Source organism: Cellulomonas sp. NPDC057328, from assembly GCF_042667215.1.
Lineage (GTDB): Bacteria > Actinomycetota > Actinomycetes > Actinomycetales > Cellulomonadaceae > Cellulomonas.
This window is the reverse complement of record NZ_JBHUZW010000200.1, coordinates 1-3,013: the sequence shown is the minus strand read 5'-3', so window position 1 is coordinate 3,013 and position 3,013 is coordinate 1. Positions and strand designations below refer to the sequence as shown.

Genomic DNA, 3,013 nt, shown 5'->3' with positions numbered 1-3,013 from the left:
GCCCCGGACCTGCTGGTCCGGGGCCGTCGTCGTGCTGGTGCGCGGGACGTCAGGAGAGCTTCTGGCCCGCCGAGCGCAGCTGCTGGCACGCCTCGACGACGCGCGCGGCCATGCCCGCCTCGGCGAGCTTGCCCCAGGCGCGCGGGTCGTACGCCTTCTTGTTGCCGACCTCGCCGTCGATCTTCAGGACGCCGTCGTAGTTCGTGAACATGTGCGTCACGACGGGACGCGTGAACGCGTACTGCGTGTCGGTGTCGATGTTCATCTTGATGACGCCGTTGTCGACCGCCTCGGCGATCTCCGCGGCCGTCGAGCCCGAACCGCCGTGGAAGACCAGGTCGAACGGGTTCTCCTTGCCGATCTCGTCGCCGACGGCCTTCTGGATGTCGGCGAGGATCGACGGGCGCAGCTTGACGGCGCCCGGCTTGTAGACGCCGTGCACGTTGCCGAACGTGAGGGCCGTCAGGTAGCGGCCCTTCTCGCCGGCGCCGAGCGCGCGCACCGTCGCGAGGCCGTCCTCGGCCGTCGTGTAGAGCTTCTCGTTGATCTCGGCCTCGTGGCCGTCCTCCTCGCCACCGACGACGCCGACCTCGATCTCGAGGATCGTGCGCGCCGCCTGCGACAGCTCGAGCAGCTCCGCCGCGATGACGAGGTTCTCGTCGAGCGGGATGTCCGAGCCGTCGAACATGTGGGACTGGAACGTCGGGTTCTCGCCGCGCTTGACCTGCTCCGCCTCGAGCTCGAGCAGCGGGCGGACCCACGAGTCGAGGTTCTTCTTGACGCAGTGGTCCGTGTGCAGCGCGATGGTGACGCCGTAGTTCTTCGCGACCTCGGTCGCGTAGGCCGCGAGCGCGAGCGTGCCGCTGACGCGGTTCTTGATCGTCGAGCCGGACGCGTACTCGGCGCCGCCGACCGAGACCTGGATGATGCCGTCCGACTCGGCCTCCGCGAAGCCCTGGATGGCGGCGGTGACGGTCTGGGACGACGTGATGTTCACGGCGGGGTAGGCGAACTTGCCGGCCTTCGCCCGGTCGATCATCTCGGCGTAGACCTCGGGGGTTGCGATGGGCATCGCGGCATCTCCTGCACGTAGACGGGTGCGGTACGCCCGCAGTCTGCCACCACCGACGAACCGCCTGCCGGGACGTCCGCCCCGGCCTCGCCGGCGCAGTGGCGGCGTCCGCCACCCGACCGCCGTCACCGCGTCACGGTGGGCGCGGGGTACGGCGTGGTCGTGGCCGTCGGGCGCGGCGCGGTGGGTCGGCGGGTCGGTCGGTCGGTCGGTGGGTCGGTCGGGGACCGTACGGGTCGGTGCGGTCCGCGGCGCCGGAGGTGCCCATCCCGTCGTCCCGGCAGCCGGCTCGGCTCACGGCCCCGTGGTGGGGTCGCACGGCGTCAGCGTGGCGGACTCGCGCGGCTGCGACGGACGCGGACCGTAGCGCTCCTCGAGGACGTCGTCGACGGTCAGCAGCTCACGCCGGTCGTCGTGCACCAGCGCGACCCCGTTCGTCTGCGTCTCCCGGCCCTGCCAGAGGTTCTCGCGGACCTGGACGACCACGCAGGCCACCGCGTCCTCCGAGAGCCCCGGCTCGAGCACGATCTCGCCCTCGTAGTGCGGCCCGTACGTGGGGTCGCGCTCGAACCGCACGTCGACCGTCTCCACACCGGGCACCGTGCGCATCTGCTCGAACAGCGTCTCGTCGTCGACGCTGCCGACGGACGGCGCGCACCCGGTGAGCACAGCGACGGCGAGCGCAGCACCGGCGAGCGCGGTACCGGCGACGGCCGGGCCACGGCGGGCCACGACGGGCCTCACCGGCTGCTCACCTCCCAGCGGGTCACGCTCGCGTCGCCGGTGGAGAACCGCTCCTGGTCCTCCCGCCACCGGCGCACGCTCGGGTCCGTCGACGACTCCACCAGGGCGCCGGTCCCGGCGTACAGCCGGTTGTCGTGCATGCTCTCCGGACCGATGCCGATGGACTCCGGCCGGCCGCCGCTGCACGGCGTCGTCACCGTCGTGCCCGACGCCTCCACGTCGCGGTCGACGGTCACGACGTTCTGCCGGTCACGCGTGCGGACCTCCTCCGGGTTCCCTCCGAACGTCACCCGCCGGAGTGTAGAGAGGGAGCACCCGGACGGAGGCATCGTCCACACGCCGTCACTCAGTCGGGTGCCGGCCCCGCGTGCCGTGCGACCCATGCGTGCATCGCGATCGCCGCGGCGGCGCCCGCGTTGATCGAGCGGGTCGAGCCGAACTGGGCGACGTGCAGGACGTCGCGGGCGGCGGCGCGCGCCGCGTCCGACAGGCCCGTCGACTCCTGCCCGAACAGCAGCACGCACTCCCGCGGCAGGGGGTACCCCTCCAGCGGCACGGAACCCGGCAGGTTGTCCACGCCGAGCACGGGCAGCGCGCCGCCGTCCGGCCCGGAGGTCGCGGCCCACCGCAGCAGGTCGTCGACGTCGGGGTGGTGGTGCACGTGCACGTAGCGGTCCGTGACCATCGCGCCGCGCCGGTTCCAGCGCCGGCGGCCGACCACGTGCACGCCCGCGGCGTTGAACGCGTTCGCCGTGCGCACCACCGAGCCGATGTTGAGGTCGTGCGCCCAGTTCTCGATCGCGACGTGGAACGGGTGGCGACGGGTGTCGAGGTCGGCGACAACCGCGTCGACCGTCCAGTAGCGGTACCGGTCGACGACGTTGCGGCGGTCGCCGTGCGCGAGCAGCTCGGGGTCGTAGCGCGGGTCGAGGGCCGACCCGGGACCCGCGACGCGCGGCCACGCGTCCGGGCCGCCGGGCCACGGGCCGACGCCGACCTCACGCTCGTCGCCGGGCCCGGTGACCCCGGGCGCCGCCTCGTCCGACGCACCGCTCCCGTCCGCGCTCACGCGGCCATCATCCCGGTCGGCCGCCGCCTGCCTGCGCGCGGTCCGCGGGCGGGACGCCCCCCCCGGGGTCCCCCCCCCCCGCGCCGCAGGGCCGGGGCGCCACCACCGGCACCACCCCCCCCCACAAC

Annotated in this window: 4 protein-coding genes; all 4 read right to left on the bottom strand. The window is 73.6% G+C overall.

Annotated elements, in window-relative coordinates; all coding sequences use genetic code 11:
* Positions 1-49 precede the first annotated feature (49 nt).
* Positions 50-1,072 (bottom strand): class II fructose-bisphosphate aldolase, encoded by a 1,023-nt coding sequence (gene fbaA, locus ACFUMH_RS18895; protein ID WP_378209138.1) that lies wholly within the window; start codon positions 1,070-1,072, stop codon positions 50-52.
* 294 nt (positions 1,073-1,366) lie between these two features.
* A complete protein-coding gene (locus ACFUMH_RS18890; protein ID WP_378209136.1) occupies positions 1,367-1,816 on the bottom strand; it encodes a hypothetical protein in 450 nt (149 codons plus the stop codon).
* The gene (locus ACFUMH_RS18885) at positions 1,813-2,106 is read right to left on the bottom strand and encodes a hypothetical protein (RefSeq protein WP_378209134.1); all 294 of its coding nucleotides are present in this window, start codon (positions 2,104-2,106) and stop codon (positions 1,813-1,815) included. The genes ACFUMH_RS18890 and ACFUMH_RS18885 overlap by 4 nt, the downstream gene beginning before the upstream one ends.
* A 56-nt stretch (positions 2,107-2,162) precedes the next feature.
* Positions 2,163-2,885 (bottom strand): TrmH family RNA methyltransferase, encoded by a 723-nt coding sequence (locus ACFUMH_RS18880; RefSeq protein WP_378209132.1) that lies wholly within the window; start codon positions 2,883-2,885, stop codon positions 2,163-2,165.
* Between the last annotated feature and the right edge of the window lie 128 nt (positions 2,886-3,013).